The sequence below is a fragment of the Burkholderia sp. AU31624 genome (assembly GCF_020420065.1).
Classification (GTDB): domain Bacteria; phylum Pseudomonadota; class Gammaproteobacteria; order Burkholderiales; family Burkholderiaceae; genus Burkholderia.
In genome coordinates, this window is record NZ_JAIZRT010000013.1 from 106,029 (window position 1) to 132,406 (window position 26,378).

Genomic DNA, 26,378 nt, shown 5'->3' on the forward strand with positions numbered 1-26,378 from the left:
TGGCCCAGCGGCACGTCGACGCTTCGCGTGCCGCGGTTCGAAACCGAGGCTGCGTCGCGCGGCCGGGCGCGGGACGGCCCGGTCGTGCGCGCGTGGCGAATGGCGCGCCGGCCGCGATGGACGATGAATCTAAATGGACATGCTTGAAAACATGCGGACGTTCGTGCGTGTCGTGCAGGCCGGCAGCTTCACCGCCGTCGCGAGGCAGGGCGACATGGCCACCGCGCAGGTGTCGCGGGCCGTCGCCAGCCTGGAGGACTACGCGCAGATCCGGCTGCTGAACCGGACGACCCGCAAGATCGCGCTCACCGACAGCGGGCGGCGCTATTTCGAGCGCCTGCTGGCGATCCTCGGCGATGTCGACCAGGCGAACGCCGAAGCGCGCAATGCACTGGTCCGCCCGTACGGGCGGCTGCGCGTGCATACGATGCCGGGGCTCGGGCAGAGCCACGTGACCGCGTCGGCCGTCGCGTATCAGGCGATCTTTCCCGAAGTGTCCGTCGAAATGACGTATTCGCAGCGGCTGCCGAATCTCGTCGAAGAGGGGTACGACGTGTCGGTCGTCACCGCGTCGAGCCTGCCCGATTCCGGCTACATCGCGCACTCGTGCGGGCGGAGCTACAGCGTGCTGGTCGCGTCGTCCGCCTATCTCGCGCGGCATGGCACGCCGCACAACCCGGCGGAACTGGTGGACCATACGTGCCTGCGCCTCGATACGCCTGCCGACGCGAATGGCGAATGGCAGTTGCACGGCGGCGACGGCGGCGTTGCGACGCATGCCGTGCTCGCCGCGCCGTTCCACGCGAATGCGCCGGAAGCGCTGTCGATCGCGCTGCGTGCGGGGCTGGGCATCGGCTCGCTCGCGATCTACTCGGTCATCGACGATCTGCGCAGCGGACGGCTCGTCCGCGTGCTGCCCGATTACCGGCTGACGATGCTCGACGTCTACGCGATGTTCGCGTCCCGCCGCTTCGTGGACGCGAAGATCCGCACCTTTCTCGAGCACCTGCGCGCGACGCTGTCGCCCGCGCTGGCGGCCGACGAACACGCACTCGAATCGATCGCCGCGCCGCGCGGCCGTACGCGAAGCCGTGCGATGTCCGGCGCGGCGGCCTGACCGCTTTCCCCCGCCGTTTCCCCCCGCAGTTATCCATCGTTCCTTGAGGAGATTTTTCGATGAAGATCCGTCTTGCCGTCATTGCAGGTTGTGTTGCGCTGTCGCCGATCCTGGGCCATGCGCAGTCGGGCGCACCCAACGCGGACGTGTCCGGCCCGCAACGGGTCACCACGTCGGCGGCCGCGTCCGCCGTTGCGTCGCCGTCACCCGCGGCGGCGGCGCGGTCCGCGAAGAAGACCGATCGCGCGGCCGATCGCGCATTCGCGAAGAAGGTCCGCCAGGCGATCACGAAGGCGCCCGGCATCGGCGGCGCGCAGGTCACCGTGTTTGCGAAGGCGAAGACGGGCGACGTGACGCTGGCCGGGCAGATCACGGACCCGTCGCAGGATCAGGTCGCGGTGGATGCGGCCCGCCAGGTGCCGGGTGTCGCGTCCGTGAAAAGCCGGTTGCAGTTGCGTCTGGAAGGCTCGCAGTAACGGCCATGGGCCCCCGGGCGGCGACGTCCGGGGTATTCGCGCGTCATGCCCATGAATCGACTGCCGGCCCTCCCGGTGCGGGTATGCGCACGTTCCGGCCGGGCCGGCAGCGATTGTTTCAAACGGGCCTCTGCCTGCCCGGCTGGCGCGCTGCTGCGTCAGATCTGGCCCATCAGCACCAGTATCACGACGATGACGACGACCAGCCCGACGGTGCTCGAGGGCCAATAGCCCCAACTTCGGCTGTGGGGCCATGCAGGAAATGCACCGATGAGTAGGAGAATCAGAATGATGATAAGGATCGTACCGAGCATCGCACTCCTCCTGGAACGGATTGGACTTCGCGGTTCTCCCGCCGAGTGCGAGGCGAGCAATGCGTGTGCCGCGACGGCCCGTGCCGAGCAGCGGCAAGGCCCGCAGTGGGGCGGATTCACGAAATGAATACCCCCGGATTCAGAAAATAAAGTTTAAAAATGCGTCCCCGCCCCCTATGCTGAATCCTTCTGATCTGGCGGGCATGCGATGGCTGAACTTTTTCTGGTACGGCACGGGCAGGCGTCCTTCGGTACGGACGACTACGACCGGTTGTCCGCGTCGGGCGAGCAGCAGGGCGTCTGGCTCGGCGAATACTTCGCGCAGCAAGCGCTCACATTCGACCGCGTGATCTGCGGCACGCTGAACCGCCACGCGCAGACGGTCGACGCGATCCTGCGCGGGATGGGCCGCGAAGGCGCGCCGGTCGACCGCCACCCGGGCCTGAACGAATACGACTTCCACGGGCTGTTCGCGGCCGCCGCGCACGACTACCCCGACATCGCCCGCCTCGCGGCCGGCTCGATGAAGGAGCATTTCCGCGCGCTCCGGCAGGTGCTGCAGCTCTGGTCGGAAGACAAGCTCGGCGAGTCGGCCCCCGAGACCTGGGCGCACTTCCAGCAGCGCGTGGCCGAGGCCCGCGCGGCGATCCGCCACGCCGGCGGCCAGCGCGTGCTGGCGGTGAGCTCCGGCGGCCCGATCGCGGTCACCGTGCAGCAGGTGCTGGCCGCGCCGCCGTCGAGCGCGATCGCGCTGAACCTGCAGATCCGCAACAGCAGTCTTTCGCAGTTTTTCTTCAACGCCGATGCGTTCCACCTCGCGTCGTTCAACGGCATCCCGCATCTGGAGGATCCCGAACGACACGCGCTGCGAACCTACGGCTGACCCACGAACGATCGCGACGATGACGAACCCTACCCAGCAACTCGACGTAGCCCGCCTCACGCGCTATCTGGAAGCGCACGTGCCGGGCTTCGAAGGCCCGGTCGACACGGAGAAGTTTGCCGGCGGCCAGTCGAATCCGACTTTCCTGCTGCACGCGAAGAGCGGCCGCTACGTGCTGCGCCGCCAGCCGCCGGGCGAACTGCTGAAGTCCGCGCACGCGGTCGACCGCGAATTCCGCGTGCTCACCGCGCTGTCGGGCACCGCGGTGCCGGTCGCGCATCCGTATCACCTCTGCGAAGACCGCGACGTGATCGGCAGCCTGTTCTACGTGATGAGCTACGAGGACGGCCGGATCTTCTGGGATCCCGCATTGCCGGAGCTGCCGAAGGCCGATCGCGCGGCCTGCTACGACGCGTTGCTGCAGACGATGGCCGCGTTGCACGACGTCGATGTCGAGGCAGTGGGCCTCGCCGACTACGGCCGCCCGGGCAATTACTTCGAGCGCCAGATCGGCGTGTGGACGAAGCAATACCGCGCGGCGGAAACCGAACGCCTCGATGCGATGGAAACGCTGATCGACTGGCTGCCGAAGGCGTGCCCGGAGGACACGGGCCGGCCGACGCTGGTGCATGGCGATTTCCGGATCGACAACCTGATGTTCGCGCGCGACAGCTACCGCGTGCAGGCCGTGCTCGACTGGGAACTGTCGACGCTCGGCAATCCGCTCGCCGATCTCGCGTATCTCTGCATGTGCCTGCGGCTGCCGTCGGGCGGGCAGGTGCGCGGGCTCGCGGGCCAGGATCGCGCCGAACTCGGCGTGCCGGACGAAGCGGCGATCGTCGCGCGCTATTGCGAACTGCGCGGCATCGAGCCGATCCGCGACTGGCACTTCTACCTCGCGTTCAGTTTCTTCCGGCTCGCGTCGATCGCGCAGGGCGTGAAGGCGCGCGCGCTGCAGGGCAATGCGTCGAGCGAGCAGGCGCTGCGCGTCGGCGCGATGGCCGGGCGGCTCGCCGAGCTGGCCGTCGGCGTGATCGACGCGCATCGCTGATGCCGTCGCGCAGGACAACATATCAATGGAGGAGCACAGCAACATGGCAACGAATCTGTTCGACCTGACGGGCAAGATCGCCCTGGTGACGGGCGCGAGCCGCGGCATCGGCGAGGAAATCGCGAAACTGCTCGCGGAGCAGGGCGCGCACGTGATCGTGTCGAGCCGCAAGCTCGCCGACTGCCAGACCGTGGCCGACGAGATCGTCGCGGCAGGCGGCCGCGCCGAGGCGCTGGCCTGCCACGTCGGGCGGCTCGAGGACATCGCCGCGACGTTCGAGCACATCCGCGGCAAGCACGGCCGCCTCGACATCCTCGTGAACAACGCGGCCGCGAACCCGTATTTCGGGCACATCCTCGATACCGACCTCGCCGCGTACGAGAAGACGGTCGACGTGAACATCCGCGGCTACTTCTTCATGTCGGTCGAGGCCGGCAAGCTGATGAAGACGCACGGCGGCGGCGCGATCGTCAACACGGCGTCGGTGAACGCGCTGCAGCCGGGCGACCGGCAGGGCATCTACTCGATCACGAAGGCCGCGGTCGTCAACATGACGAAGGCGTTCGCGAAGGAATGCGGGCCGCTCGGCATCCGCGTGAACGCGTTGCTGCCGGGTCTCACGAAGACGAAGTTCGCGGGCGCGCTGTTCGCCGACAAGGACATCTACGAGACGTGGATGGGGAAGATCCCGCTGCGCCGCCATGCGGAGCCGCGCGAAATGGCCGGCACCGTGCTGTATCTCGTGTCGGACGCGGCGAGCTACACGAACGGCGAATGCATCGTCGTCGACGGCGGCCTGACGATCTGAGCGCGCGATGAAGATCGACAGCTATGCCGGGCAAGCCGTGATGATCACCGGCGCCGCGAGCGGCTTCGGCGCGTTGCTCGCGAGCGAGCTGGCCGCGATGGGCGCGCGCGTCGCGCTCGGCGACCTGAACGCCGACGCGCTCGAACGCGTGGCCGCGCCGCTGCGCGCGGCCGGCGCCGACGTGATCGCGCAACGCTGCGACGTGCGCGTCGAGGCGGAGGTGGCCGCGCTGGTGCACGCGGCCGCCGAGCGTTTCGGCCGGCTCGACGTCGGCATCAACAACGCGGGCATCGCACCGCCGATGAAGGCGCTGATCGACACCGACGAAGCCGATCTCGACCTGAGCTTCGCGGTGAACGCGAAGGGCGTGTTCTTCGGGATGAAACACCAGATCCGCCAGATGCTCGCGCAGCGCGCCGGCGTGATCCTGAACGTCGCGTCGATGGCCGGGCTCGGCGGCGCGCCGAAGCTGGCGGCCTACGCGGCGTCCAAGCATGCGGTGGTCGGGCTCACGAAGACGGCGGCCATCGAATACGCGCGCCACGGCATCCGCGTGAATGCGGTATGCCCGTTCTACAGCACGACGCCGATGGTCACCGACAGCGATCTCGGCGATCGCCAGGATTTTCTCGCGCAGGGCTCGCCGATGAAGCGGCTCGGCCGGCCCGAGGAAATCGTCGCGACGATGCTGACGCTGTGCGCGAAGGAAAACACTTATCTGACCGGGCAGGCCGTCGCCGTCGACGGCGGTGTCTCGGCCTTCTGACCGAACCGGACGAACGGAATCGAGGAGTCGATCATGGATTTTGGCTACACCCCGAAAGTGGAAGAACTGCGCAGCCGCGTGCGCGCGTTCATGGACGCGCACATCGTGCCGCGCATTCGCCAGTGGAACGAGGAAGTGCATGCGGGCCAGTATCCCGTGTCGTTCATGGAGGAACTGAAGGCGCGCGCGAAGGCGGAAGGGCTGTGGAACCTGTTCCTGCCGCACCTGAAGGACGACGAGCCCGGCATGGGCCTGACGAACCTCGAATACGCGCTGCTCGCCGAGATCATGGGGCGGGTGGCCTGGGCGTCGGAAGTGTTCAACTGCAGCGCGCCGGACACCGGCAACATGGAACTGCTGCACATGTTCGCGACGCCCGAGCAGCGCGAGCAGTGGCTGAAGCCGCTGCTGCGCGGCGAGATCCGCTCGGCGTTCGCGATGACGGAGCCCGACGTGGCGTCGTCGGATGCGACGAACATCACGACGCGCATCGAGCGCGTGGGCGACGAGTACGTGATCAACGGCCGCAAGTGGTTCATCACGAACGCCGCGCATCCGAACTGCAAGATCCTCATCGTGATGGGCAAGACCGATCCCGAGGCCGCGTCGCACCAGCAGCAGAGCATGATCCTCGTGCCGCGCGACACGCCGGGCGTGACGATCGTGCGCAACATCACGGTGGTCAATCACTACGCGCCGGAAGGGCACTGCGAGATCACGTTCGACAACGTGCGCGTGCCGGCGCGCAACCTGCTCGGCGAGGAAGGCAGCGGCTTCGCGCTCGCGCAGGCCCGCCTCGGGCCGGGCCGCATCCACCACTGCATGCGCTCGATCGGCGCGGCCGAGCTTGCGCTGGAGCTGATGGTCGACCGCGCGCAATCGCGCGTCGCGTTCGGCAAGCCGTTGAACAAGCACGGCACGGTCGGCGAATGGATCGCACGCTCGCGCATCGAGATCGAGCAGGCGCGTTTGCTCGTGCTGAAGGCCGCGTGGATGATCGACAAGGTCGGTGCGAAGGCCGCCCGCAAGGAAATCTCGATGATCAAGGCGCTGGTGCCGACCGTCTATACGGACGTGTGCGACCGCGCGATGCAGGTGTTCGGCGCGGCGGGGTTGAGCCCCGATACGCCGCTCGCCGACCACTGGACCTGGGGCCGCGCGCTGCGCTTCGCCGACGGCCCGGACGAGGTGCACCTGCAGGCGATCGCGCGGATGGAAATCAAGGACGGCGAGCCGGGTTCGACGGCCGCGTACCTGACGCCGCCGCTGCGCGGCTGAGCATCGCGCCACGATGCGCAGGGCCGTGGACGAACGAGAGGCGCACGCCGTAAGATGCCGGCAAGGAGATCCGGCGATGCGCCTTTCGAAGATTGACCTGAACCTGTTCGTCGTATTCGACGCGATCTACACCAAGCGCAACCTGACGCGCGCGGCCGAGGTGCTGAACATCACGCAGCCGGCCGTCAGCAACGCGCTGGCGCGGCTGCGCAAGACCCTGAACGATCCGCTGTTCGTCAGCACGCCGGCCGGGATGATGCCCACGCCGCTGGCCGAGAACATCGTCGGCCGCGTGCGCGAGGCGATGCAGCTGCTCGATTCGAGCGCGCACGAAGGCGACGTGTTCGATCCGGCGTCGTCGACGCGCGTGTTCCGGATGAGCATGAGCGACCTGACCGAGGCGCTGCTGCTGCCCGCGCTCGGCGAACTGCTGCAGACGCATGCGCCCGGCATGCACGTGCGCAGCTATACGATGGACCGCCGCGAAGTCGCGACCGCGCTCGCGAACGGCTCCGTCGACCTCGCGATCGACGCGCCGCTGATCGGCGATCCGCACCTGCACCAGGCGCTGCTCGTGCGCGACCGCTATGCGTGCATGATCCGCGACGATCATCCATTCAAGGGCGACACGCTCACCATGGACGACTACCTTGCGATGGGGCACATCCACGTGTCGAGCCGCCGCAAGGGCAGCGGGCACGTCGACGCGGAGCTGACGCGGCTCGGGCTGCGCCGCACGATCCAGATGCGCGTGCAGCACTACATGGTCGCGCCGCTGATCGCGATGCGCGGCGATCTCGCGCTGACGGCGCCGCTGCGCCTGCTGCAGCGCTATCCGGCGCGGATTCTCGAACTGCCGTTCGAGATGCCGGGCCTCGAATACTTCTGCTACTGGCATCGCAGCGCCGATCAGGACCAGGGCAGCCGGTGGCTGCGTGAGCAACTGGTGATGCTGATGGGCGGGATCGGCGACGCGCAGTGATGCGTGTGCGGTAGCCCTTGGCAACTTCGGCGTGAGCCGACTGCACATCGAGTGGCCTTCTCGACGACGCGGATGCAAGCCGCCCCGCGATAACCGCGCATCAACGACGCGCTTGCGCGGCCGCTTCGACCGCGTCGCGAAATCGCTGCAGCGCGGGCAGGCCGGCCATCGTCGCGAGATGGATCAGCGCGATCTCCCCCACCGGCATGACGGGAAAACCGACGACCTTGCGGATCACGCCCATGCGCGCGTAGTGCAGCACGGCAGATTGGGGCGCGACGGTCAATGCGCCGAGCGCGTCGGCCATCTGCAGGTTCGTGTGAAACGACATCGATTCGACGAGTGGGCGCGGCGGCATCAGGCCGTGATCGACGAACAGCGCGTCGAAGGCGCGGCGCGTGTCGGTGCCGGCATGCGGGATGATCCAGGCTTCGCGCTGCAACTGCTCCGTCGAGATGCGTCGCGCATCGGCGAACGGATGCGCGAGCGGGCACGCGATCGCCAGCGGTTCTTCGTACACGGGCAGGATCGTCACATCGAGTCCGTCGAGCTTCGATAACGCTTCCGCGTCGGGGCGACTGATGATGCAGTCGATCCGCCCGGCGGACAGCGCGTCCAGCAGCCCCGAGACGTTCGATTCCATGACCGTGAGCCGGGGCGCCGGAACGTCCCGTGTCAGGTGCCGCATGATCTGCGGCAACAGCGCGACGCTGACCACGGGCAGCATGCCGATGCGCAGCAGCGGCCGGCCTTCGTCGTTGCCGTCGCCGGCCAGCGCGACGTCGAATTGCGCGAGTGCGATCCGCAGGCGCTGCAGGACGGCTTCGCCGTCGGCGGTCAGCCGTCCGCCGCGCGCGCCGCGCGTCACGAGCATCGTGCCGAACACCGCTTCCATCTCCTGCAGCATTTTCGTGATCGCCGGCTGGGACAGGTGCAGCGTGCGGGCCGCCGCGGCGAGCGAGCCGCCGTCCGCGACCAGCTCAAGCATGCGCAAGTGCCGCAGCCGCAGGAAATTGCCCGCATTGCGTCGCCCGGAAATCAGGTCGGGATTCATGTTTTCGGAAGGCTGGTTCATGAATCTTCAATTTTCATGAAAGCGCAACCTGCCCACAATAGCGACTCGACCTAATGGAGAGAGACATGCGCAAGGGGTTGGGGCAAGCAGGGGACCGGCAACGGCAGCCGGCCGGGTCGCCGAGCCGTCGGGCGGCAGCGAAAGGGGCGAAAGGGGCGACGGGAGCGCGGACATGACGGCATTCAAACCGCTCACCGGGATTCGCGTGCTGGATTTCACGCACGTCATCGCGGGCCCGCTGGCGACGTTCCATCTGGCACAACTCGGCGCCGAGGTCGTCAAGGTTGAGAACCGCAACGGCGGCGACGTGATGCGCCGCGGCAATGGCCGGATGGGCTTCGTTGCGCTGAACGCCGGCAAGCGCTCCATCGAACTGGACCTGAGCGACGCAGGCGACCGCGACCAGGCGCTCGAACTCGCACGCGAAGCCGACGTGCTGGTCGACAGCCTGCGACCGGGCGTGCTCGATCGCTTCGGTCTGGGCGATGGCCCGCTGCGCGCGCTGAATCCCGGGCTCGTGTATTGCGCGATCAGCGGCTGGGGCAACGCCGGCGCGTGGCGGAACCGGCCCGCCTACGACCACGTCGTCCAGGCGGCGACGGGCATGACGTTGATGGCCGGCCGCGAAGGCGAGCCGCCGGTCAAGACGGGCTTTCCGGTGGTCGATGCCGGCACGGGGCTCGTTGCCGCGATGGCGATCCTGGCCGCACTGCGCGAGCGGGATACAACCGGTCTCGGGCGCTATCTCGACGTGTCGATGACCGGCGCCGCGTTGCAGTTGATGTATCCGTTCGCCTGCCAGGCGCTCACGGGCCGCGTGGCGCCGCCACGGGTCGGCAACCAGGGCTACTCGGGCAGTCCGGCGGCGGATCTGTTCGCCACCCGGGACGGCTGGGTCGCGCTCGGCGCCAACACGCCCCGGCAACTGGCTGCCGCGCTCGGCATACTCGGGCGCGCCGACATCGCACGCGATCCCCGCTATTTCGATCCGCCGCTCGATGCCGGCGGGCCGGCCGCGTTCCTGCGCGCCAGCGACCCGGCGGCGTTGCGCACCGCACTGGCCACCGCGATCCGGGAATGGCGCGCGGCCGATCTCGAGGAAGCGTGCGCCGGCGTCGGCGTTGCCTGCGCGAAGGTGCGCACGATCGTCGAGTTCGTCGACGACGCGATGAACCACGACGCGCTCGAATCCGTCATGTTGTCCGACGGCGACTGCAGCGTGCTGTCGCCGGGCCTGGGCTACCGCGTGCACGCGTCGCGTCCTGACGGAGGGGCATCGGCATGAGCACCGGAACGGAATGCTCGACGGACGGCGGCGGCATGGCCGCGCGCAGTGAGGCGGACCGGGTGTACGCGCGCATCACGAGGCGTCTCGTGCCGCTGTTGTTCCTGTGTTACCTGGCCGCGTTCGTCAATCGCAACAATATCGGCCTCGCGAAGCTGCAGATGCAGGGGGCGCTCGGATTCACCGACGCGGTATACGGCGTCGCGGCTTCGGCGTTCTTCGTCGGCATCCTGATGTTCGAGCTGCCGAGCAACCTGATGCTGCGGCGGGTCGGCGTACGTCGCACCCTGCTGCGGATCATGGTGCTGTGGGGCGTGGTCGCGGTCGCGACGATGTTCGTCAGGACGCCTGCCCAGTTCTACACGCTGCGCTTCCTGCTCGGCGCGTTCGAGGCGGGATTCTTCCCCGGCGTCGTGGTGTATCTCACGTTCTGGTTTCCAGCCGAGCGCCGCGCGAAGGTCATTGCGCTGTTCATGACGGCCGCCGCCGCGGCCGGGCTCGTGACCGGGCCGGTATCGGGCTGGGTATTGAACTCGATGGGTGGCGTGGCGGGCCTCGGCGGCTGGCAATGGCTGATGCTGCTGGAGGGCGTGCCGAGCGTCGTGCTCGGCGTGATCGCGTACCGGGTGCTGCCCGAAGGCCCCGAACAGGCCCGCTGGCTGTCGCCTGCCGAGCGCCGCATCGTGCAGCAGGCGCTCGGCGCGCCCGAGGGCCGGCATGCCGCCCGTCATCCGTTGCGCGCCGCGCTGCGGGAGCCGTGCGTCTATCTGCTGGGCTTCACGACGTTCTCGCTCGGGTGCGCGACCAACCTGCTGATTTTCTGGCTGCCGTCCATCATCGAGGCGACCGGCGTCACGAACCTGCAGCACGTCGGCCTGGTTGTCGTGATCCCGAACCTGACCGGCACGATCGCGATGGTCTGGTACGGCCGTCGTTCGGACCGGCGCCGCGAGCGTCACGTGCATTTCATCGTCGCGGTCGGCGCGGGCATTGCCGGACTGTGCACGATGGCCGTCTCGCACGGTGCGCTGCCCGGCGTCATGGCCGGCGCCATCGTCGCGACCTGCGGCATCGCGTCCGCCTACCCGGTGCTCTGGGCGATCGCGACGCGCCTGTTGCCGCGCGACGCCGCGGCCGCCGGCGTCGCGCTGATCTCGAGCATGGGCGCGGCATCCGGCGTGAGTTCCGCGTTGTTCGGCGCGATCCGCGTGCGGGCAGGCAGCCTCGACCCGGCGCTCTATCTCGTCGCGCTCGCGCTCGTTGCCGTGGTGCTGCTGTTCGCCTGCGTCATCCGTCCCAAGGCCGTCGAAGCGGCACTCATCAATCAGGAACTACGCTCATGAATCAGACCTTCACGGACCCGAAGCCGGTGCTGGGGCCGGCCCCCTTCTTCGACCAAGCCGAATTGCTCGACGAGTCGACGCTGCAGCCCGAGATCGTCTCGGATGACGTGCGCGAGAGCCGGCATCGTGCCGGGCGCCGGGTTCGCGTCATCGAGCTGACCTTCACCAGCCAGCAATGGCATGGGCTCGTCTGGCGGCATCCCGCCCGCATCTACGTGCCCGACGGTTACGACGGCGACGGCGCGGCCGGCATCATCGGCACGGAACGCCAGGCCTTCGAGCCCGGGGAATGGGCGCGGCGCGTCATTCCCGGCTCGACGCTCGATACCGAGGGCGAATACGCGGAAGGCACCGCGCTCGACTTCGGGATGCCGGTCATGATCTTCGCGAACCCGGCCGATTGCCCGTTCGGACTCGATGAATCGGATTTCACCGGCTATGCGCTGAAGAAGATGCTGGAGACCGGTGACCTGACCTGGAACGGGTACTACCCGATCGCCAAGGCGTATCTGCGCGCCATCACGCTGCTGCATTCGCTCGCGGGTATCGGGACGAAGCGGGCCGTCCTGCTCGGCCATTCGAAACGCGGGGTCGGCGTGGCCATTGCGTCGGGCGCGGACCCGGACCGGGTGGCGGGCGTGATGGTGTGCGGCTACCACGGCGGAAACAACCTGTATCACCTTGCGACCAAGTTCGCCGAGTTCGGGCCGCACGTCGCCGGGCCGTCGGAGTCACGTGCCGGGCCTGGCTTCCAGGGGGCGGAGACGATGCTGCGTGCACTCAACAATCCGGTCGGCTTTCAGATGCTGATGCATTTCGATCCGTATCTGTGGCGTGACCGGATCAAGGCTGCGTACCTCGTCGCGCTCGGCACGAACGACGAGTTCTTCGCGCTCGGCGCGCCCAACAGCATGATGACCGACATGGCGGGCGACAAGGCCTATCTCGCCATCGACAACGTGCGTCATTCGTGGGTCTCCACGAAGCATCTGGCGGCGTGGCGGATGTGGCTCGCCCGCACCTTCGCCGGCCGTCGCGTTCCCGGCACGCCGGTGGTCCGGCATGAGATTGCCGGTGACAGGCTGGACGTGGCCGCGCGCGTCGAGCCGGAGCAGGTGTCGGGTGTCAGGCTGTTCCACGCGTTTCACCCCGTCTCGCAGGACTGGCGCAGCGCCACGTGGCAATCGACGCCGATGGCGGCGCACGACGGCGAGTGGCACGCCGCGCTGAACCTGCGGGCGGGCTACAACCTCGCGTGGTACGTCGAGGTCGAGCACGACGGCGCGGGCGGGCCGGGATACGTCAGCTCGCTCGTGCAGAACGTCGGGCAGCTGCCTCGGTAATTCAGGAAGGCGGGGATCGGCGGACGCGAACGCGCGGAACGCCGTTCCCGGCAGTAACCGGTAGCAACCCGCGGTGGCTGTCGGTGAATCATTTCGGTATGCGAATGATGAAGTGAAGCGGTGACGAACGCATAAAGCCAGGCACTGGCAGGAGGAGACGGATGAGGACATTCGCATGGGTGGCATTGCTCGGCGCATTGCCGGGCATCGGCATGGCGCAGTCGAGCGTGACCCTCTACGGGCAGATCGGCGGCGGGATTCGATGGACCAACGGCATGCAAGGCGGGAGCGCCGTGGGGTACAACAACAACCTGATCGCGGGCAACGATTTCGGCATCCGGGGAAGGGAGGACCTGGGCGGCGGGTTCAAGGCGCTGTTCGTGCTCGATGGCTCGTTCAGCAGCGGCACCGGCGCACTGAAGACGTCCGGCACGCTGTTTTCGCAGGCGGCGTACGTGGGCGTGACGGGCGGCTTCGGGCGCCTGACGTTCGGGCGCCAGTTCAACGCGGCGACCGACTTCGGGATCGTCGTGGATCCGGCGGGCGGGCGCGGCCAGTCGCTTGCCATCGAGCCCGGCGTGCTGTGGAGCGGCAATCCGTTCACGCTCGATTCCCGCTTCAACAACACGATCAAGTACATCGGCGAACTGGGCGGCCTGCGCGTTGCGGCGAGCTATTCGCCCGGCGGCGTCGCCGGCAATACGCGTGCGGGAACCAATTTTTCCGCTGCGGCGATGTACCAATACCAGACGGTGCTCGGCGGCGCGTCCTACGCGAAGACGTACAGCGCCGACGCGACACAGTACGAGCAGACCTGGATGGCGGGCGGGACCTGGCAGATCGGTGCCGGCCGGCTCTATGCGAGCTACTCGGCCCTCGACGTGTCGAGCGCGAACGCGAACCGGCCGCATCGCCGCGACAAGATTCCCGCGCTGGGTGTCGTGTATCAGGCCACGCCGTTCCTGCAGTTCACGGCCGGCATGTACGACGACATCGGCAGCAATCTCGGCAATCGGCGCGATGCGGACGGGCACAAGCTTACGACGTATGCGGTCGTCGAATACTTCCTGTCGAAGCGCACCGAGATCTATGCGGAGTTCGATCGAAACGGCTTCTCCGGTGCGTACCGCACCGATCCGACCAATATCGCGGCCATCGGCTTGCGGTCGGGCGGCAGCGGGATGACGGGGGCATCGATTGGCCTGATGACGAAGTTCTGAGCGTCGGTCGCCGTCATTTTTCGTATGTGAAGGGAGACTCAATGAAAGCATTGCAACGTGGATGGGGCGCGATCGTCGTGGCACTCGGCATCGTGGCCGTCGCCGGTGCCGCGCGAGCGGCATCGGATCCGGCATCGACAACCGTTGCCAGCGGGGTATCGGCGGACAAGGCGAGCCGAGCCGGCGACCGGCGCCTGGCGCGTCGTGTCAGCGCCGCACTCGCTCGCACGCGCGGGCTGAATGCGACGCGCATCGTGGCGCGTGTCCGGAGCGGCGTCGTGACGCTGCGCGGTGGCGTGAGCGACGGCCAGCAGGCCGCGATGGCCGTGGAGGCGGCCCGGCAAGTCGATGGGGTGACGCAGGTGACGAACCAGCTTCGCCTGGGTGAGCAGATGCCGTGATCGGTGCGGGCCGCTCCGATGCAGAACGATCGGACGTGCCCCCGCATCCGGCAGGTACGCCGGCCGAGGCGTGCGTGTGCCGCTACCGGGATGGCGTACCGCCGAGTGTCCGCGCCAACACCTTCGCCACGTTCAGCCTCGCATTGCGCGTGGCGATCGTCATCGAATCGATTCGACGCGCGTCCGGTTTCGCGCGTGCGGGTGCGACGGCTCGTCATCGACAGTTGCGGCGACGCATTCCATCGGTAGAATCAGCACTTCCCGAACGGAGTGCCTCGCATGGACTCTCACGCCCCGAATCGAGGCGCACTGGCGCCTCTCGCCTACCACGAAGCCGTGGCGGACTATTTGTACCGGCACGAGCCGGACGTCTGGCGCTGGACCGGCGAGCGCACGACCCATGCAGAACAGCTCGAATCGCTGCGAGCGTCGTTGCTGCGTGAAACCTACCGGATCGATGCGGACGCCCACGGCGATGTCCATGCCGCGCTGGCGCTGGCGATGGAGCGACTGGGGATCGTCGGTGTGCCGGCCACGCTCTACCAATCGCCGGGTACCCAGATGAATGCGTCGCTCGTTTTCGTACCGGGCGAGATTCACATCCTGTTGCAGGGGGCCGTGCTCGAGCGCCTGTCGTCTCTCGAGCTGCTGGCGATCCTCGGGCACGAGCTCGCGCACTATCTGCTGTGGTCGCTCGACGGTGGGAGGTTCCTGACGGCAGACCGGATCCTCAACGACGCGGTGGCCGCACCCGGCGGAGCCGACAGTCACCGCGAGACGTTCCGGCGTTACGCGTTGCACACCGAACTCTTCGCCGATCGCGGGGGCGCAATGGCGGCCGGCGCGGTCGCACCGGCCGTTTCGACACTCGTGAAGGTGCAGACGGGCATCAGTACGGTCGATGCCGCCGCATATTTGCGCCAGGCCGCCGAAGTCGAATCGAACGAATCCGGCGCCAGTGCCGCGTTGAGCCATCCCGAGACCTTCATCCGTGCACGTGCGCTTGCCTTGTGGTGGGACGGCGAGGCCAGCCTCGACGACTGGATCGACGCGCGTCTGCACGGTCCGCTTTCGCTGGAGCGGCTCGATTTGCCAGGCCAGGCGCGTCTGCAGGCACTGACGCGCGGGTTCGTTGCGCACTATCTCGACGGCGCGTCGCTGGCGAGCGATGCCGTGCTGGCCCAGGTTCGCATGCTGTTTCCGGATTGGCGTGACGACGAACCCGTTGCCGGCCCGGACGCGTTCGAGGCGGTGGGCGCCGACGACAGCGTGCGCGGCTACCTGAATGCGCTGATGATGGATCTTGCGCTGGCGGACCCCGATCAGCGGGACGTTGCGTTGCTGCGTGCCGGGCAGGTTGCCCGGGCGCTCGGCAGCCTGGATGCATTGCAACTCAACCTTCGGCGCGACGCGGGCCTCGGCAAGCGCGAACTCGAACGCTACAAGCGGCAACTGGCCGAGGAGAAGGACGCATGACCGACAGGATCGCCGACGGTGCGCCGCGCACGCTGCGCACGCTGATTGCCGCGCAGGCCGGCGCGGCCTTGCCGACCGATGATGTGCTCGTCCTGGTGCTGCCGCTGTTCGGGCAGGTTGCCGAACTGCATGCGCGGGATAAGGTGGCGGCGCTCGATGCCGACAGCATCGTGATCGACGAAGCGGGTCGGCTGGCGCTGCGACGCCCCGAAGGCGACATGCCGCAGATGGATGTCGGCGCCGTGCATCGCGTGCAGCCGCATCCGGCATCGGGCCTGAACATCGTCGGCGCGCTGCGGCTGGACTCCGCGCCCGACGGCCAGCACAGCCAGACCGATCTCGCGTTGCAGCTCGATGCGGCGGCGCCGATCGAGCGTCCGGTCTTTTTGCCCGGCTACGCGAGCTGGGAACGATCGATCGGTCATCACGACGAGATCACCGACGTGTTCGCGCTGGGGATGGTACTGGCAAGCCTCGCATGCGGGCTGAACTTCGAAACCGGGAGCGACCTGCAAGCGTTCGTTGCGCATCGGCGCAATCTGTTCGTGCTGCACGAGCGGCTGCATCCGATCGTTGCGGCGGTGATCGTCGAGATGACGGAGGTGAACCGCCATGACCGTGCGACTGACGTGGCGGCCCTGGCGATGCGGCTGCGCACCTGGCGCGAGCAGCCGCTCGGCCTGGACGTCGAGCGTGCGCTGGCGGGGGCGACGGGCGCGGCATCGCGCCGTGGCGCCGTGCTGACGCACCTGCGTGACCGGCTGTTCGATCTGTCGCGTCGCAACCGGCTGCTGCATTTCCGTCCGACCGCGGCGACCGTCAACCTGACCGTTGCCAGCGTGCCGCTGATGCTGCAGATCGAAAGCGTGCGTCCGGAGCACATCTGCACGTGGGGTGGGCCGTTCGCGGCCGACCTCGTGGCCGGCAAGGCCGTGCCGTTGCAGCAATGGCTGCGGTTCGACGATCAGCCCTACCTGCCGGCGTCGCTCGACCGGCTGATCGCCGATACGCGCCGCGAACGTGCCGAGTTCGGCTTCAGCAACCTGCGTCTCGTGGTCGCGTTCCTGCGCTGGCACAACCTGAAGGAGACTCCCGACGAGCGCATCGTGTCGCCGCTGCTCTGGTTGCCGGTCGAACTGGTCAAGCGCAAGGGCGTGCGCGATCAGTACGTGATCCAGTGCACCGGCGGTGACGCCGAATTCAATCCGGTGTTGCGGCACCACCTGAGCCAGCTCTACGACATCCGGCTGCCCGAAACGGTCGATCTGGGCAAGATCACGCTGGCCGAGATTCATGCGGACATCCTGGCGCAGATCCGGCGTTCCGAGCCGTCGGTCGAGCTTCGGCTCGTCGACAGGGCGTCGATTCGCATGGTGCGCCAGAAGGCGCTGCAGCGCATGCAGCAATACCGGCGACGCAAGCCCGCCGCGCGGGCCGGCGATGCGCGCAGCAGCCGGCTGCCGTCGTTCAGCTACGCGCAGGACGACTACCGCCCGCTCGGCCGTGCGCTGTTCGAGGAATGGGTGCGGCCGAGCGAACTGCCGCAGCGTTTCGAGGCCGGCGCCGCGCCGGGCGCCAGCCTGCGTCGACCGCAGATGGCCGACGCGGCGGGCGAGGCCGTCGACGAGCGGCAGGGTTACGTGCTGCAGGAGTCGGAGGGGCATCGCTACGCGTGGGATCTCGACCTGACGCAGGTAACGCTGGCCAACTTCAACTACAGGAAGATGTCGCTGGTACGCGACTACGCGCAACTGCTCGAGGAGACCAGCGCGAATCCGGCGTTCGACCGCGTGTTCTCGATCGAGCCGCGCGAGGTGGAAACGTCCGCTGCCACCCCGCTGCCGGCAGGCGAGCAGTGGAACGTGGTGGCGTCCGATGCAACCCAGAATGCGTCGGTGAGCCTGGCCCGCGGCCAGCGCAGCTTCATCATTCAAGGCCCGCCCGGCACCGGCAAGTCGCAGACCATCACCAACCTCATCGCGGATTACGCGGGGCGCGGCAAGCGTGTGCTGTTCGTATGTGAAAAGCGCGCGGCGCTGGACGTGGTGTTCCACCGGCTCAAGCAGAGCGGGCTGGACGCGCTGTGTTGCCTGATCCATGACTCGCAGACCGACAAGAAGGCGTTCATCGCCGATCTGAAGACCTGCTACGAGCGCTGGATCGCCCAATCGCACGACAGCGAAGCGCTGCACGCACGGCGCGCGACACTGATCGATGCGCTCGACGTGCAGCAGCAACGCATCGATGCGTTTGAAGCCGTGATGGCGGAGACGCCCGACGCGTTGGGCGCCAGCGTACGTACCTTGCTGCGCCGGCTGGCTGCGCTGCCGGTTGCGCCGGACGTGGGGTTCGCGTTGCGGGAGCGCCTGCCGGCGCTTGCGGTCTGGGATCAGCACGGAGAGCTGACCCAGCGTGTACATCGTGCGATGCGCGAGCGGTTCGGCGCCAACAGTCTGGCTTCGCAACCCTTCGCGCGGCTGTCGGCGGCGCTGCTGGCCGACGAACGCGCATTCGGACGGGCCGAGCAGCTGTGCCGGGACGCCGAGGCGCTGTTCGACCTGCTCGATCCGGTGCTCGACCACGCGGTGGCGTCGATCGGGCATGACACGGCACTGCCGCGTGCATGCGCGATCGCCGCCGACAGCCAGTGGCTGATCGATACGGGTCTCGCCGCGCATCTCGACGTGCTCGAGCCGGCCTCGTCCGCGCAGGCGGCATTGCGGGAAGTTCGCGACGCGCTGTCCGCGCACGCGGCAGCGCTGACTGCCGCGCGCGCCGCCACGGTGCACTGGCGAGACAAGCTGTCGCCGGGCGATACCGCGTCCGCGCTGGCGCTCGCGCGCCGGTTCGAGACGTCGGCGATGCGTTGGCTGCAGCCGGCATGGTGGCGGTTGCGCGGCGAGCTCCGGCGTCGCTACGATTTCGGGCAGCATGCGGTGCATCCCGGTTACGTCAAGGTACTGGAGCAGCTTGCCGCCGAGCAGGCGGCGGCGGCCGCGCTCGACGTAGCCGATGTCGAATGCCGCAAGCGCTACGGCGTGAGCGAGATGGGTGCGTTCCTGCACGCGCTGGCCGAACTGGAAACCCGCCTGGATTCGGACGGCGATCTGCGCGACCGGATCGCGCATCTGCGTCAGGCCGTCGATCCGCTTGCCGCGGCGCGTCTCGATGCCGGTGCACGCGAGGCGCTCGACAAGCTGGCGCGCCGCGTCCGCGAAAACCTGGTCATGGACGACGACGTGTCGTTGGCCGACATTGCCGAAGCGCTACGCGACCTTCGGGAGGGGCTGGACGACCTGCCTGACTTGCTGCCGCTGCTGCGCGCCGTGCATGCGGCCGCTCCCGCGTATGCGGCGACGCTTCAGTCCATCGATCTCGCGCCCGGGGAGATGGAGGCACTGATTGCCGACGAGGCGTTGCGCAGGCTGGAGCGCGAGAATCCGGTGCTCGCGCGATTCGGCGGCGCGGCGCTGGCCCAGGCTGCGCGCGCTGCCGCCCGGATCCACCACGAACTGCTGGCCGTGAACGCCCAAGTGGTGAGCGCGACGTTGCATCGGCAGTTTGCCGAGCACGTGCGCCAGTCTTCGCTGTCGGCCACGCAACTCGATGCCGACGGCAAGACCTTCAAGAAGCGCTACGCGACCGGCCGGCGCGAGCTCGAACACGAATTCGGCAAGAGCATGCGACACCGCTCGATCCGCGATCTCGCCGACGACGAAACGGGCATGGTCGTCAATGATCTGAAACCGGTCTGGCTGATGAGTCCGCTATCCGTATCGGATACGTTGCCGCTGTCGCCCGATCTGTTCGACGTGGTGATCTTCGATGAGGCCAGCCAGATTCCCACCGAGGAATCCGTGCCCGCGCTCAGCCGTGCCCGGCAGGTCGTGGTGGTCGGCGACGAGATGCAGTTGCCGCCCACGAGCTTTTTCACGGCTGCGGGCACGGAGGGCGAGGACGAGATCGTGATCGAGGAGGAAGGCGAGCGCATCGCCATCAATCTCGACTCCGACAGCCTGTTGAATCAGGCGGCGCGCAATCTGCCCGCGACGCTTCTGGCGTGGCACTACCGCAGCCGGCACGAAGCGTTGATCAGTTTTTCCAATGCGGCGTTCTACGACGGTCGTCTCGTGACGATCCCCGATCGAATGCTCGAGCGAGCCGACGACGAAGTGAAGCCGGTGCGATCGAGCCAGGACGACGCCGGCATAGCGGGTACCGATGCGCTGCTCGCGCGGCCGATCAGTTTCCACCGGCTCGACGACGGCGTGTACGTCGAGCGCAGCAACGCACCCGAAGCACGTTACATTGCGTCGGTCGTGCGGGAGATGCTGCGCCGGGAGACGGGCCTGAGCCTCGGGATCGTCGCGTTTTCCGAGGCACAGCAGCGCGCGATCGAAACCGCGCTGGAGGCGCTGGCGGCCGAGGATGCCGATTTCGCCGCGCGACTGGAGCGCGAATACGTGCGCGAGGACGACGACCAGTTCAACGGCCTGTTCGTCAAGAACCTGGAAAACGTCCAGGGCGACGAGCGCGATGTGATCATCCTCAGTATCTGCTACGCGCCGGGTCCCGACGGCAAGATGCTGATGAATTTCGGGCCGATCAACCAGCGCGGCGGCGAGAAGCGGCTCAACGTCATCTTCAGCCGCGCAAGGCACCGGATGGCCGTCGTCTCGACCATCCAGGCCGACGCGATTACCAACGTGCACAACGACGGCGCGGCCGCCCTGCGCGCGTTTCTGCAATTTGCGCAGGCCAGCGCCACAGGCCAGTTCGACCGTGCGCAGGCCGTGCTCGGTGCGCTGAATCAAGGTGCGCGCGATGCCTTCACGCGACGGACGTCGTCCGACGCCATTCGTGACGCACTGGCCGAAGCGTTGCGCGCGCGCGGCCATCGGGTCGACGTCGATGTCGGCCGTTCGCAATTCCGCTGCGACCTGGCGATCGTCGGTGCGTCGAAGCAGGACTATGCGCTGGCCATCCTGCTCGACAACCCGGCCAATGCCGTGGCCGATACGGCGGAACGCTACGTATTCCGGCCCGGCATTCTGCGCGGCTTCGGCTGGCGCGTGCTCGACATCCCCGGGAAAGACTGGCTGGATGACTCGGCCGCGGTGCTGGCACGCATCGAGGCGATGCTCGCGGATGGCGAAGATCGTGCGCTCGACCAGGAAATCGAATTGCCGATGTCATCCGTTCAGACGTCGGCACATGGCTCGACGGCTGCGGAGCAGGCGACCGTGGCGGAGGCCGGCGTGACGACGGAATGGGTGCGATCGCTGCGGTTCGAGCAAGGCACCTCCAGCAAGTTCTGGCGCGCCAGCGTGCGAGGCACCGAGCTGAACGTGACCTACGGCCGTATCGGGACGAACGGGCAAGCCAACCTGAAGCAATTCGCAACTGTCGAACGGGCGCGACGCGAGATGGACAAGCTGGTGGCGGAGAAGCTGCGCAAGGGCTATGTCGAAGATCCGGCCGCGTGACGGCCGATGCCCTCTCTCGGCCCATGCCCCGTCCACCGCTTGAACGCGCGCCGGAAGTTGTGCGCGTCGCTGAAGCCGACTTCGTGCGCGACGTCCTCGATCGACAGCCGCGGGTTGCTCAGCAGCGTGAATGCGCGCTTGCGGCGGATCGTGTCGATCACCGTCTGATACGACACGCCCTGGTCGGCGAGCCGCCGCCGGAGTGTGCGCTCGCTCATGCACAGCTGCGCGGCGATCGCCGCGAGCGACGGCGCATGCCGCAGGTCGCGCCGCATGATCCGTTCGATCGATTCGAGAAATTCGGTGCCTTCGGGTTCGGGCGGCAGCGCGTCCTGCAGGAATTCGAGCGCCTGGCGATGCGCGAGCGGATCGTGGGTCGCGATCGGGCGGTTGCCGAGCGCCGCGTCGCATGAGAACAGGTTCTGCTCCTGTTCGAACCGCACCGGGCACGGGAACACGCGCGCATATTGTTCCGCATAGGCCGGCGGCGGGTAGCTGAGATCGACGCCCTTCGGCTGGAACGCGGGGCCGACGAGCGAGCGCCCGATCTTCATGAAGCTGCCGAACGCTTCCTCGACGAGGAACGCCTCGATGTCGGGTTCGAGGAAGACGTTGGTCGCGCGGATCGACAGCGTGCGTGCATCCGACGTCACGTCGAAGCGCAACAGCGGCCCCGTGTGGCGCTGCAGGTCCATCCCGACCGTGATCGCGTCCTTCAGCGTCGGGCTCGTCAGCATCGCATAGCCGACCAGGCCGATCGACGCGATCGTCTCGCTCGTGCCGAGTTCGAGGCCGAGCGCCCGCCCCGGCGCCATCTCGAGCGCGCGGCGGATCATCGTGCTCGCCTGGCGCAAGGAAATCCGGCACGACGGATTCGACAGGTCCGCGACGTCGAAGCCGAGCCCGAGGCACAGCCGCGTGGGGTCGATGCCCAGTTCCTTGCTTGTCTCCGCGAGGCACCGCAACAGATGGACCGGCAGATTCGCCGTCGTATAACGGTCGGGTTCGTCCATGGATGCTCCGTATTTTTTTCCATGGATTGTACTCGTCCCGCCCGGCCGGAAACCCGGTGCCGGCCCGGCCGCGAATGCCCACATCCGGCGCGGCCCCGCGTCAGAAGTAGTGGCGCAGGCCGACCGTCGCGCCGAGCTGCGTGGTGCTCGTGCTCGGCGACTGTCCATTGATGCCGACCAGCTGCGCGCCGACCAGGCCGCCGCGATAGATCGCGTAGTCGACTTCCGCATAGAGCATGCTGCGCTTCGACAGGCTGTAGCCGGCGATCACCTGGAACTGGCGCGCGCGGCCGTCGAAGTCCGGCGTGTAGCCCGACTGCGTGGTCCACCACGCGTTGACGGCGGCCGTGAACGCCGGCGTGAACCGGTAGGTCAGCCCCGCGAGCGCCATCTTGCGGCGCCGGAACCCGCCGGGCGTCGACGGATCGACCACCTGTGCGGGCGAGATGATGCCGAGCGCGGCGAGATCGGTCGGGCTGAACGGGCCGTTCTCGAACGACGTGAAGTCGTTGTCGCGCGCGTTCTCGATGTAGCCGGCGTTGACGGTCATGTTGCCGAGCGTCACCGAGCCGCCACCGCCGTAGATGTCGAATTTCGCGTGCGTGACGTCGTCCCAGCTGCGCATGAACGACGCGCCGACCGTGAACGGCCCCTTGTCCGGCGCATACGCGATCGCCGCACCGGCCTGGCCGCCCAGCACGCCGCCGCCCGCATGGCCGCCCGGCGCGTACTGCGCGAGCAGGTACAGGCTGCCGAGCTGCGCGCCGTACTGGATCATGTTGCTGGTGCGCGAGCCCGCGAGCATCGTCTGCTCGGGCTTGAACAGGTTGAAGTACGGATCCTGCGGGCCGGCCCACAGGTTCGAGCCGTAGGTCAGCGACACCATCTCGAACGGCACGTTGTACTGGCGGCCGAGCGCGAGCTGGCCGAGTGACGTCGACGTCAGCCCCACGTACGCGACCTCGAAGAAGTTCGGCGCGCCGGCCGGCACGATCGCGCCGCTGTTCGGGCCGAAGTGGCTTTCCACGTTGAACTGCGCGGACAGCCCGCCGCCGAGATCCTCCTGCCCCTTGAGGCCCCAGTAGCTCTCCGTCAGGCCGCCGCCGTCCGCCATCGAGATCTTGCGGCCCGTCGACACCGGCGCGCCGTCGGCGCCGTAGGACACGCCGTGAGTTTCGTAGCGGATGCCCGCATCGATCACGCCGTACAGCGTCACGTTGCTTTGCGCGTGCGCACCGGTACTGGCCAGGACCATCATCGCGCAGCACGCGGCGCGAACGTTATCGTGACGATTCATTGTTCTGGACTCCGCATCGAGCAGGGGGTGGCGGCGCGTACCGCCGGAAACGACTGTAGAAAGCCAAATTTGCGCGGACCAAGGCCGCGGTGGCCATTCTCGTGGTGCGTCGCGGCCACGGCATGACGCACTGCGGTCACGGCGACGGCGCCGCGTGCGCCACCGTGCCGGGCGCCGCGCGGCGCAGCGCAAGCCGCACGAATGGGGCAGCGGCCAGCACCGCCACGCACAGCACGTGGGCGACGCGTGTGCCGCCGAAGCGGCCGAGCAGCGCGCCCGACAGCGCGGTGCCGATGCCGGCCGCGAAGAACGTGACGACGAGCGTGCGTGCGACCAGCGAGCCGTCCGGGTCGACGTCGGACAGCATCCCGGTGAGGAACGGCACGATCACGAAGAACGCGCTGTTCAGCACGAACTGGCTCAGGAAGTACGCGCTGCCGCCGCGCGCGCGGAAGAACCATTCGATCGACGCGATCATCGCGAGCTGCGCGGCCCAGATCAGCGCGAGGCGGTGCTTGTGGCTGGCCGGATGCGACGGAATCGCCGCGCCGACGAAGCCGAGCAGCGACGACACCGACAGCAGCACGCCGATCGTCGTTGGCGACAGCCCGGCACGCTCGCCGACGAAGCCGGCGATCGCCCATTGCGATGCCTGCACGCCGTAGACGAGCGCGGTCACGACCCAGATCGCGATCACCGGCCGCCACGGCAGCGTGCCGGCCCGCGCGAGGCTCTGCGCGGGGGCGCTCGCGAATGCGTCGATGCCGCGGATCGCGGGCGCCAGCACGGCGACGACGGCCGCCAGCAGCGCGAACACCCCGCGCTCGAGCCAGCCGGCCGGCAACGCGGAGATCAGCACGAGGATGCCGCCGTTGATGACGCCCGCGAGCAGGTTGATCTGCCCCCACAGGCGGTCGGTCGACGCGCGCTGCGACACGCCGGACGCGACGACGACGAACAGCATCCCTTCGAACAGCCCTGTCATCCCGCGCGCGAGCGCCGCGGACACGATCCCGGGCGCGACCGCGCTGAGCGCCTGCCCGGCGAGCGTGCCGATGAGGCCGGCCAGCGTGAACGGCCGCGCGGCGCGCGCGATCCGGTGCGACAGCAGCGCGCAGCTGATCGCGATGCCGAGGATCTCGGCGCTCACGAGCGCGGTCGCGGTGCCTTCGTCGAGCCGGAAGCGCGTCATCACGGCCGCGACGAGGAACGGCGACAGGATCAGGCCGTTGGTGGCCGCGGCGAACGCGAACGCGAGACGAACGACGGCGCCGGTCGACGGATCGGGGCGCGACTGTGCGGCGGCATGCAGGGTGGCGGTGTTCACGAGGCCTCCTGGTTGGATCGCGGCCGATCATGTGCGATGCCGGCCGTTTCGTGCATCGGGTGTGTCCCTCGGCGGGCCGGCATGGCGCGGACGGCTGAGGCTGCGTTTGTACTTGCACTTGCGCGTTGCGGCAGGCCGAACAGCGTGCGCAGGTACGGCGTCAGGAAGCGGCCGTGCGGGTCCATCCGTTCGCGCAATGCGAGGAAATCGTCCCAGTGCGGGTAGCACGCCGCCAGCTCGGCGGCCTTCATCGCATGCACCTTGCCCCAGTGCGGCCGCCCGCCGTGATTGCGGCAGATCGCCTGCACGCCCGAGAAGTACGCGTCGAACGGCATTCCGCGGTACTGGTGCACCGAGATGCGTACGCTGTCGCGGCCGTAGTCGGGGCTCAGCCAGATGTCGTCGCCGCGCACCCAGCGGTATTCGAGCGGGAACATCAGCGGGAAGCTGCGGCGCGCGATGAACGCGCGGATCTCGCGCAGCGCATCGGCGCCGCGTTCGGCCGGCACCGACCACTCCATTTCGTTGAAGCGCACGCGGCGCACCGTCGACAGCATCGCGTAGCTCGCATCCACGTGCCGGCCAGCCGACACCGTCGATGCGCAGAGCCGGCTCAGCGCCGGGCACAGCGACGGCACGTGCCGGCCGAGCCCGCACAGCGCGCCGAACACCGTGTTCTCGAGGAACGACTCGGATGCACGGCTCGCCCAGTGCACCGCGTCGGCTGGCTCGTCGGTCATGTCCCATGCCTTGGTCAGCACGGTGTCCGTATGCGGGAACCAGTAGAACTCGAACGAGCGATGCGTTGCGATCAGCGCGTCCGCTTGCGCGAGGCAGTCGTCGAGATTCATCCCGCCGCGCTCGAGGCGCAGCTTGAACGCGGGCACGAGGCGCAGGCCGATCTCCGTCAGCACGCCGAGCGCGCCGAGCCCGATCCGGCCGCCGGCGAACAGGTCGGGATGCGTGTCGGCGCTCGCGCGGATCTCGCTGCCGTCCGCGCACATGAAGGTCAGGCTGTCGATCTGCGTCGCCAGGTTGCCGAGCGTGATGCCGGTGCCGTGCGTGCCGGTGCTGGTCGCGCCGGCGATCGACTGCACGTTGATGTCGCCGAGGTTCTCCATCGCGAGGCCGTGCGCGGCGAGCGCCGGGCCCAGTGCCCACAGCCGCGTGCCGGCCTGCACGCGCGCGACGCGCCGGTCGCGGTCGACGTCGATCACGCCCTGCATCGCGTCGAGCGACAGGATCACGTCGTCGGTCTGCACGAGCGGCGAGAACGAGTGACCGGCGCCGGCCGCGCGCACGGTGGCGCCGGCGGCCGCCGCGTCGCGCAGCACGGCCGCGAGCCCGGCGAGCGACGCAGGCGTCGACACGGTTGCATCAGGACTGCAGACATATCCCGACCAGTTGCGCCACATGGCATTGTCTCCGTGGTTGTCG

General features: G+C 68.2%; 21 protein-coding genes. 15 read left to right on the forward strand and 6 right to left on the reverse strand.

Annotation, left to right across the window (positions count from 1 at the left end; translation table 11 throughout):
- Positions 1–133 precede the first annotated feature (133 nt).
- Both LGM89_RS34840 and LGM89_RS34845 read left to right on the forward strand, forming a co-directional pair.
- Positions 134–1,117: a LysR family transcriptional regulator gene (locus tag LGM89_RS34840; RefSeq protein WP_226275495.1), complete on the forward strand. Its 984-nt coding sequence runs from the start codon at positions 134–136 to the stop codon at positions 1,115–1,117.
- A 59-nt stretch (positions 1,118–1,176) separates the two neighbouring features.
- Positions 1,177–1,593 carry a BON domain-containing protein gene (locus tag LGM89_RS34845; RefSeq protein WP_226275497.1) on the forward strand — a complete coding sequence of 139 codons (417 nt, stop codon included), beginning with the start codon at positions 1,177–1,179 and terminating at the stop codon, positions 1,591–1,593.
- A gap of 158 nt (positions 1,594–1,751) precedes the next feature.
- On the opposite strand, the gene LGM89_RS34850 is transcribed toward LGM89_RS34845, so the two are convergent.
- On the reverse strand, positions 1,752–1,907 hold the full coding sequence (locus tag LGM89_RS34850) for a DUF3309 family protein (RefSeq protein ID WP_089428615.1): 156 nt from the start codon (positions 1,905–1,907) through the stop codon (positions 1,752–1,754).
- A 208-nt stretch (positions 1,908–2,115) separates the two neighbouring features.
- On the opposite strand from LGM89_RS34850, the gene LGM89_RS34855 reads away from it, so the two are divergent.
- The 6 genes from LGM89_RS34855 (at position 2,116) to LGM89_RS34880 (ending at position 7,675) form a co-directional block, all read left to right on the forward strand.
- Positions 2,116–2,790, forward strand: a complete 675-nt coding sequence (locus tag LGM89_RS34855) for a histidine phosphatase family protein (protein ID WP_226275499.1) — start codon at positions 2,116–2,118, stop codon at positions 2,788–2,790.
- A 19-nt stretch (positions 2,791–2,809) separates the two neighbouring features.
- Entirely contained in the window at positions 2,810–3,841 is a 1,032-nt protein-coding gene (locus LGM89_RS34860; RefSeq protein WP_089457324.1) for a phosphotransferase, read from the forward strand.
- A gap of 43 nt (positions 3,842–3,884) precedes the next feature.
- Positions 3,885–4,649: an SDR family oxidoreductase gene (locus tag LGM89_RS34865; protein WP_089475586.1), complete on the forward strand. Its 765-nt coding sequence runs from the start codon at positions 3,885–3,887 to the stop codon at positions 4,647–4,649.
- A 7-nt stretch (positions 4,650–4,656) separates the two neighbouring features.
- Positions 4,657–5,415, forward strand: a complete 759-nt coding sequence (locus LGM89_RS34870; protein ID WP_226275501.1) for an SDR family NAD(P)-dependent oxidoreductase — start codon at positions 4,657–4,659, stop codon at positions 5,413–5,415.
- A gap of 33 nt (positions 5,416–5,448) precedes the next feature.
- Positions 5,449–6,693, forward strand: coding sequence for an acyl-CoA dehydrogenase family protein (locus LGM89_RS34875; RefSeq protein ID WP_226275503.1), 1,245 nt, complete (start codon positions 5,449–5,451; stop codon positions 6,691–6,693).
- Positions 6,694–6,769: 76 nt separating this feature from the next.
- On the forward strand, positions 6,770–7,675 hold the full coding sequence (locus LGM89_RS34880; protein ID WP_089498004.1) for a LysR family transcriptional regulator: 906 nt from the start codon (positions 6,770–6,772) through the stop codon (positions 7,673–7,675).
- A 100-nt stretch (positions 7,676–7,775) separates the two neighbouring features.
- On the opposite strand, the gene LGM89_RS34885 is transcribed toward LGM89_RS34880, so the two are convergent.
- Positions 7,776–8,750: a LysR substrate-binding domain-containing protein gene (locus tag LGM89_RS34885; RefSeq protein WP_089498003.1), complete on the reverse strand. Its 975-nt coding sequence runs from the start codon at positions 8,748–8,750 to the stop codon at positions 7,776–7,778.
- Positions 8,751–8,922: 172 nt separating this feature from the next.
- On the opposite strand from LGM89_RS34885, the gene LGM89_RS34890 reads away from it, so the two are divergent.
- The 7 genes from LGM89_RS34890 (at position 8,923) to LGM89_RS34920 (ending at position 21,304) form a co-directional block, all read left to right on the forward strand.
- Entirely contained in the window at positions 8,923–10,035 is a 1,113-nt protein-coding gene (locus LGM89_RS34890; protein WP_089498002.1) for a CaiB/BaiF CoA transferase family protein, read from the forward strand.
- Entirely contained in the window at positions 10,032–11,378 is a 1,347-nt protein-coding gene (locus tag LGM89_RS34895) for an MFS transporter (protein WP_226275504.1), read from the forward strand. Before LGM89_RS34890 ends, LGM89_RS34895 begins: the two co-directional genes overlap by 4 nt.
- On the forward strand, positions 11,375–12,721 hold the full coding sequence (locus LGM89_RS34900; protein WP_226275506.1) for a PhoPQ-activated protein PqaA family protein: 1,347 nt from the start codon (positions 11,375–11,377) through the stop codon (positions 12,719–12,721). Before LGM89_RS34895 ends, LGM89_RS34900 begins: the two co-directional genes overlap by 4 nt.
- A gap of 161 nt (positions 12,722–12,882) precedes the next feature.
- A complete protein-coding gene (locus tag LGM89_RS34905; RefSeq protein ID WP_226275508.1) occupies positions 12,883–13,941 on the forward strand; it encodes a porin in 1,059 nt (352 codons plus the stop codon).
- 41 nt (positions 13,942–13,982) lie between these two features.
- Positions 13,983–14,342, forward strand: coding sequence for a BON domain-containing protein (locus tag LGM89_RS34910; RefSeq protein WP_226275510.1), 360 nt, complete (start codon positions 13,983–13,985; stop codon positions 14,340–14,342).
- A gap of 279 nt (positions 14,343–14,621) precedes the next feature.
- On the forward strand, positions 14,622–15,818 hold the full coding sequence (locus LGM89_RS34915) for a hydrolase (protein ID WP_226275512.1): 1,197 nt from the start codon (positions 14,622–14,624) through the stop codon (positions 15,816–15,818).
- Positions 15,815–21,304 carry an AAA domain-containing protein gene (locus LGM89_RS34920; RefSeq protein ID WP_226275513.1) on the forward strand — a complete coding sequence of 1,830 codons (5,490 nt, stop codon included), beginning with the start codon at positions 15,815–15,817 and terminating at the stop codon, positions 21,302–21,304. The genes LGM89_RS34915 and LGM89_RS34920 overlap by 4 nt, the downstream gene beginning before the upstream one ends.
- Here LGM89_RS34920 and LGM89_RS34925 read toward each other — a convergent pair.
- The 4 genes from LGM89_RS34925 to LGM89_RS34940 form a co-directional block, all read right to left on the reverse strand.
- Positions 21,280–22,317 (reverse strand): AraC family transcriptional regulator, encoded by a 1,038-nt coding sequence (locus LGM89_RS34925; protein ID WP_226207447.1) that lies wholly within the window; start codon positions 22,315–22,317, stop codon positions 21,280–21,282. The genes LGM89_RS34920 and LGM89_RS34925 overlap by 25 nt on opposite strands.
- 100 nt (positions 22,318–22,417) lie before the next feature.
- Positions 22,418–23,614 carry a porin gene (locus LGM89_RS34930; RefSeq protein WP_226275514.1) on the reverse strand — a complete coding sequence of 399 codons (1,197 nt, stop codon included), beginning with the start codon at positions 23,612–23,614 and terminating at the stop codon, positions 22,418–22,420.
- Positions 23,615–23,750: 136 nt separating this feature from the next.
- Positions 23,751–24,941 carry an MFS transporter gene (locus LGM89_RS34935; RefSeq protein ID WP_226275515.1) on the reverse strand — a complete coding sequence of 397 codons (1,191 nt, stop codon included), beginning with the start codon at positions 24,939–24,941 and terminating at the stop codon, positions 23,751–23,753.
- A complete protein-coding gene (locus LGM89_RS34940; protein ID WP_226275516.1) occupies positions 24,938–26,356 on the reverse strand; it encodes a D-arabinono-1,4-lactone oxidase in 1,419 nt (472 codons plus the stop codon). Before LGM89_RS34940 ends, LGM89_RS34935 begins: the two co-directional genes overlap by 4 nt.
- Positions 26,357–26,378 lie beyond the last annotated feature (22 nt).